The 6404-nt window shown below is 70.6% G+C and carries 4 protein-coding genes; all 4 read left to right on the plus strand.

The genetic code is table 11. The features are described from left to right. The coding region (locus DB30_RS39690; protein ID WP_146662770.1) for a non-ribosomal peptide synthetase at positions 1-1040 on the plus strand (1040 nt) is incomplete at its 5' end. 26 nt (positions 1041-1066) lie between these two features. Continuing rightward, positions 1067-2236, plus strand: coding sequence for an adenine nucleotide alpha hydrolase family protein (locus DB30_RS39695; protein ID WP_052559218.1), 1170 nt, complete (start codon positions 1067-1069; stop codon positions 2234-2236). A gap of 16 nt (positions 2237-2252) precedes the next feature. After that, complete coding sequence (locus DB30_RS39700; RefSeq protein WP_052559216.1) at positions 2253-4829, plus strand: type I polyketide synthase; 2577 nt, start codon at positions 2253-2255, stop codon at positions 4827-4829. A gap of 77 nt (positions 4830-4906) precedes the next feature. Further along, on the plus strand, positions 4907-6404 hold a 1498-nt coding region (locus DB30_RS39705), incomplete at its 3' end, for a beta-ketoacyl synthase N-terminal-like domain-containing protein (protein ID WP_240480435.1).

The raw sequence follows: 6404 nt of genomic DNA on the forward strand, positions 1-6404 counted from the left end.
CCCGGCTGCGGGCGCTGTGCGGCGGCGAGGCCCTGCCCGCCGAGCTCGCCGAGCGTCTGGTCGGGCGCGTCGCCGAGCTCTACAACATGTATGGCCCGACCGAGACCACGATCTGGTCGCTCGTCGATCGGGTCCGCGCGGGCGAGCCGGTGACGATCGGCCGGCCGATCGGCAACACGCGCTGCCACGTCCTCGACGAGCGCCGCGAGAGCGTGCCGCCGGGGGTCCCCGGCGAGCTCTACCTCAGCGGCGACGGCCTCGCCCGCGGCTACCTCGGTCGCGAGGAGCTGAGCGCGGCCCGGTTCGTGGTGCTCGCCGACGGAGACCGGGCCTACCGAACCGGCGACCTCGTGCGCGCGCTGCCCGATGGTCGGCTCGAGTACCTCGAGCGCATCGACGGGCAGATCAAGCTCAACGGCTACCGCATCGAGCTCGGCGAGATCGAGACCGCGCTCCGGCGCAGCGCGGGCGTGGCCGAGGCCGTCGCGGTGCTGCGCGAGGACCAGCCCGGCGAGCGGCGACTCGTGGCCTATGTCGTCCCGGCGGCTGCGAGCGCGCCGCTCGAGCCCGCGGCCTTGCGCGCGGGCCTCGGTGCGAGCTTGCCGGACTACATGGTTCCGGCCGCGATCGTCACCCTGCATACGCTACCGCTCACGCTCAACGGCAAGATCGACCGCGAGGCACTGCCTGCGCCGGTCCTGCGCCGAGCTCGGAGCGGCGAGGTGCTGCGCGGCGAGACGGAGGAGCAGATCGCCGGGGTCTGGTCCGAGGTCCTCGGTCTCGACTGGGTCGAGCCCAACGACAATTTCTTCGACCTCGGCGGTGACTCGCTCAAGCTGACAGCCGTCACCGCGCGACTGGCCGAGCAGCTCGGGCGACCGGTCTCGCGGCTCAGCATGTTTGCCCACCCGACGGTGCGGGCCATGGCCAGGCACCTGGTCGGCGAGGCGCCGGCGGCCGGACGCCCGCGACGGACCCGCGATCTCGGGGCCCTGGCCCAACGTCGCGGTCGCAGCCGACGGATCCCGCGCGGCGCTTGAACCTCAGCTTGCGAGCACAGATCACCATGCAACAACCCGACCCTCACCAAGCCAGCGAATCGACGACCGCGTGCAGGATCTGTGCGCTCAGGTCCGATCATCCCGGGATCACGATCGACGACCAGCAGATCTGCAACCTGTGCAGCCTCAGCCAGGTCGAGGAGCTGCTCGACAACTACCGCTACACCAGCGAGGTGTTCGCCGAGTTCCAGGCCGCCGCCCCAGCGGCCGGCGACTACGACTGCCTGTTCATGTACAGCGGGGGCAAGGACAGCACCTACATGCTCGACTTGTTCGTCAACGAGTACGGCAAGCAAGTCCTGGCCTACACCTTCGACGTCCCGTTCGAGAGCGTCCACGCCGCGCAGAACATCGCGCTCGCGCGCGAGAAGATCGACGCGACCTTCGTCGTCGACGCCGACGACGACAACATCAAGCTGATGATGCGCGAGGTCTTCAACCGCCCGGCGCCCAAGCCCGGCCGCTACCTCGACGAGAAGTTGCCGTGCGTCTCGTGCCGGACCTTCTTCGTGCTCAAGGCGATCTTGTGGGCCTACCGCGAGAAGATCCCCTACATCGCGCTGTGCGCCGACCCCCAGCAGATCCTGACCATGGAGTCGAACGTGCGCGAGGTCGTGCGTGGCTTCTACAAGACCTTCGGTGAGCAGCTCACGGGGACCTTGTTCGGCGAGCAGCTCGAGGACCTGCTGTTCGACGAGGACGAGAACCTGCCCAAGATCGTGTTCCCGTTCATCGCGATGCGCCACGACTACGACCCCGATCGCATCGTCGAGGTCCTTCGCGCCAAGGGTCTGTACGAGTCCTCGCCGCTCGAGACCCACTGCACGCTGTTCCCCCTGCTCAACTACTACTCGTACAAGAACTGGGGCTGCATGTTCTACAAGCTCAACGCGTCGAGTCACGTGCGCTCGGTCAAGCGCAACGCCGACTACGACCGCAACACCTTCAGCATCAAGTTCCCGCGCAGCCTCGACCTCGGCGAGGTCGATGCGCGGCTCGGCGAGGTCGTGATGGCGATCGCCAAGGGCGAGGGCCAGCGAGCCGATCACGAGGCCGAGCTCGTCGCTTTGTTTCAGCGGATGGATGCGTCGGAGGACGCCGCGCGCTTCGTCGCCCGCAGCTTCCTCGACATGCGCTCCGTGGCCTCGGAGCTCGGCATCCGCCTCGATACTTGACACCTGGAGACTCACGATGACGACTGGACAACACGATATTGCGATTATCTCGATGGCCTGCCGGTTTCCGGGTGCGGCGTCCGTCGAGGAGTTTTGGGACCTGCTGAAGGGCGGGCGTGAGGGCCTGCGGCGCTACACCGACGAGGAGCTGCTCGCGGCCGGGGTCGAGCCCGAGCGTCTCGCCGACCCCACCTTCGTCAAGGCGGCGCAGACCATCGACGAGCTCGAGGACTTCGACGCCGAGTTGTTTGGCTTCACCGCCGACGAGGCCGAGATCCTCGATCCCCAGCACCGGGTGTTCCTCGAGTGTGCCCACGAGGCGCTCGAGCGCGGAGGCTACGACCCCACGGCGTGCCCGGGTCACGTCGGCGTCTACGCTGGCGCGGGCATGAACACCTACCTGCTCGACAAGCTCGGCGGCCGCTACACGAGCGGCTCGGCGATCGAGCGCTATCGCCTGATGCTGGCCAACGACAAGGACTTCCTGGCCACGCGCGTGTCCTACAAGCTCAACTTGCGCGGGCCGAGCCTCAGCATCAACACGGCGTGCTCGACCTCGCTGGTCGCGATCCACAGCGCGTGCATGGCCCTGGTCGGTGGCGAGTGCGACATGGCCCTCGTCGGCGCCGTGCACCTCGGCTTCGACAAGGGCTACAGCTATCAAGAGGGCATGATCTTCTCGCCCGACGGCCACTGTCGGGCGTTCGACGCTCAGGCCCGCGGCACGGTCATCGGCAGCGGGGTGGGGGTCGTCGTGCTCAAGCGTCTCGAAGACGCGGTGGCCGACGGCGACTGGGTCCACGCGGTCATCCGTGGCTCGGCGATCAACAACGACGGCGCCGACAAGGCGGGCTACACGGCCCCGAGCGTCGGTGGCCAGACCGAGGTCATCGCCGACGCGCTCGCGATCGCCGGCCTCTCGCCCGACTCGATCAGCTACGTCGAGGCCCACGGCACTGGCACGCCGCTCGGCGACCCGATCGAGGTCGCCGCGCTCACGCAGGCGTTTAGCGAGGGGACCGGCCGCGCGGGCAGCTGCGCCCTCGGATCGGTCAAGACCAACATCGGCCACCTCGACACCGCCGCGGGGATGGCTGGGCTGATCAAGACCGTGTTGATGCTCGAGCACCAGCAGCTGGTCCCGAGCCTCCACTTCGAGCAGCCAAACCCCGAGATCAACTTCGACGCGAGCCCCTTTTACGTCAACACCGAGACCCGGGACTGGGTCGCGGAGGGCCCACGCCGCGCGGGCGTGAGCTCGTTTGGGATCGGTGGGACCAACGCCCACGTCATCCTCGAGCAGCCGCCGGCGCGTCCGGCCGCGACGTCGGGCCGCAGCCACGAGCTGGTGCTGGTGTCGGCGCGGTCCGAGCCCAGCCTCGATCGCCTGAGCATGAAGCTCGCGCGCGATCTCAAGCGTCGGCGTGGGCTCGATCTCGGGGCCGTCGCTCGGACCCTGGCCTGTGGGCGCCGGAGCCACGCCCACCGCCTCGCGGTGGTCGTCGACAGCGTCCGCGACGCGGCCATGGTCCTCGCGCTCGGCGACGACGCGCGCGTGCGCCGGGCCGAGGTCGGGCGCGAGCGGAGGACCCCCGTGCTGGTGCTGACTGGCGCCAGCGTCGACCCGGCCGAGATCCGCGAGCTGTGCGACGCGCTGCCGGCCTACCGCGCGGCCCACGAGGACTGCGTTCGCGCGCTCGGGACCACCACCGTGGACCCGGGCTTCATCCACGAGTACGCCCTCGTCCGCGCGCTGATGTCCTGGGGCGTCGCGCCGGCTGGGCTCGCGGCTGCGGGTCCTGGCCTGGCCGTGGCCGCGGCCGTGACCGAGGTCGTGACCCTGGCCGAGGCCGCGGGCTTGCTTCAAGGCCAGGCCCCGCGCCAGATCGAGCCCGCGCGCCTGCCCATCATGAACCTGAGCCGGGGGCGGTGGATGAGCGAGGTCGAGGCCGGCCGCGCGGACAGCTGGATGGGCGGCGGCGGGTTCTCGAGCCTCGACGCGCTCGGCCCGGATCATCGCCCGGTGGAGGTCTCGCCGCCACCCGGCCGCGCCGGGGGTCTGGCCCACGTCCTCGACCTCGTCGGGGCGCTGTGGGTCGCGGGGCTCGACATCGATCACGCGGCCATGCACGGCGAGACCATCGGGCGCGTGCCGCTGCCGACCCCGGCCTTCGAGCGGCGCCGCTGCTGGTTCGAGCCGGGCCGCGGCCGCGAGCAGCCCCCGGTCGCGAGCAGTCGGCTCCGCGCGGTGTTCGACGCTGGCGATCCCCTGGCGATCCACGAGGCGTTGACGACCTGCGTCGTCGACGAGGTCGCCAAGGCGGTCGGCGGGCGCGAGCGCGTGCGCCTCGACGCCAACCTGTTCGATCTCGGCCTCGACTCGCTGGTGCTGATCGGCATCGCCGCCAAGCTCGCGACCGAGCTGCGCCTGGAGGTCCCAGCCAGCTCCTTCGTCGAGTTCCCCACGATCACCAGCTTCGTCGACAACCTGAGCGTGCAGCTCGGCCTCACCGCAGCCGAGACCTCGCCCGGGAGTGAGCGGGTCTCACGTCGGGCCCAGCGAGTCGCCGCGCGCCGCTCCGACCTCGACTGAGCGCGGACCGAGTCCCCATCCGCAAGCCTGTGGCCGCGCTGGAGCGCGCGCTTCGGGATGCAACACGAGAGAACACCGTGGACCACAAACGCAAACAGTTGCTGAGCCTCCTTGCCCAACTCGTGGCGCCGACCAAGGCCCCGGCCGACGCGGGCGTTGCGATCATCGGTGTCGCCGGCCGCTACCCGCTCGCGGACGACGTCGGCGAGCTGTGGGCCAACCTCGCCAGCGGGCGCGACTGCATCCGTGAGGTCCCGGCCGAGCGCTGGGACGCCGACGCCTTTCACGACGCGAGCGGACGCCAGGGCTGCTACAGCAAGTGGGGCGGGTTCATCGACGACGTCGACAAATTTGACCCGATGTTCTGGCAGATCTCACCGGCCGACGCCGCGGCCATGGATCCGCAAGAGCGCCTGTTTCTCGAGACCGCCGCGGCGGTCCTCGATGACGCCGGCTGCCCGGCGGCCAAGCTCGCCGCGGCCGGGCCCGTGGGCGTGTTCGTCGGCGCGATGAACAGCAACTACGAGTGGATGGGCGGCGAGGCCGACGCCCGCGGGGTCGAGACCGAGGCCCACTCCAACTATTGGTCGCTGGCCAACCGCGTGTCCTACGTGTTCGACTTCAGGGGCCCGAGCATGGCCGTGGACACGGCCTGCTCGGCGGCCTCGACGGCCATTCACCTGGCCTGCGAGAGCATTCGTCGCAACGAGTGCGTCGCCGCGATCGCCGGTGGGGTCAACTTGATCCTCCACCCGATGCACATGCGCACCCTCGCGCGGCGCGGGATGATCTCGCGTGGGCCCAAGCTGCAGGCGTTCGGCGCTGGGGCTGACGGCTTCGTCGACGGCGAGGGCGTGGGCGCCGTGCTGCTCAAGCCGCTGGCGGCGGCCGTCGCCGACGGCGATCGCATCCTCGCCGTGATCCGCGGGACGGCGATCAACGCTGGCGGCAAGACCGGCGGCTACACGGTCCCGAGCTCGTCGGCGCAGGCCGAGGTCATCCGGGCGGCGCTCGCCCGGGCCGAGGTCGGGGCCGAGACCATCAACTACGTCGAGGCCCACGGGACCGGCACGCCGCTCGGCGACCCGATCGAGATCGCCGGCCTCGTCGCCGCGCTCGGCCCATCCCGGGTCGCGGGCGGGCACGTGGCCGTGGGCTCGGTCAAGTCCAACGTCGGTCACCTCGAGTCGGCCGCGGGCATCGTCGGCCTGACCAAGGTCCTGCTGCAGCTGCGCCACGCCCAGCTCGCGCCCTCGCTCCACGCCGCCGCGCTCAATCCCAAGCTCGGCCTCGACGCGACGTCCTTCGCGATCCAACAGCGGCTGGAGCCGTGGCCCAAGCTCGAGCTGAGCGGGCCGGAGGGCGCCCCGCACAGCTCGCCGCGGCGGGCGATCGTCAGCTCGTTCGGAGGCGGGGGGGCCAACGCGTGCCTGGTCGTGGAGGAGTACTGCGGGCCCGCGCAGGAGCGGGAGCAAGCGGCCCTCGCCGCGCCGCAGCTGTTGGTCCTCTCGGCCAAGAGTGAGTACTCGCTGCGGGCCAACGCCGGGGCCCTTGCCAGGTACCTGAGCCGCAGCA

The organism is Enhygromyxa salina (genome assembly GCF_000737335.2).
GTDB classification, from domain to species: Bacteria; Myxococcota_A; Polyangia; order Nannocystales; family Nannocystaceae; genus Plesiocystis; species Plesiocystis salina_C.

Coding starts and splice junctions, on each gene's coding strand:
- DB30_RS39695 (WP_052559218.1), top strand. CDS start 1,067: ATGCAACAACCCGACCCTCACCAAGCCAGCGAATCGACGACCGCGTGC.
- DB30_RS39700 (WP_052559216.1), top strand. CDS start 2,253: ATGACGACTGGACAACACGATATTGCGATTATCTCGATGGCCTGCCGG.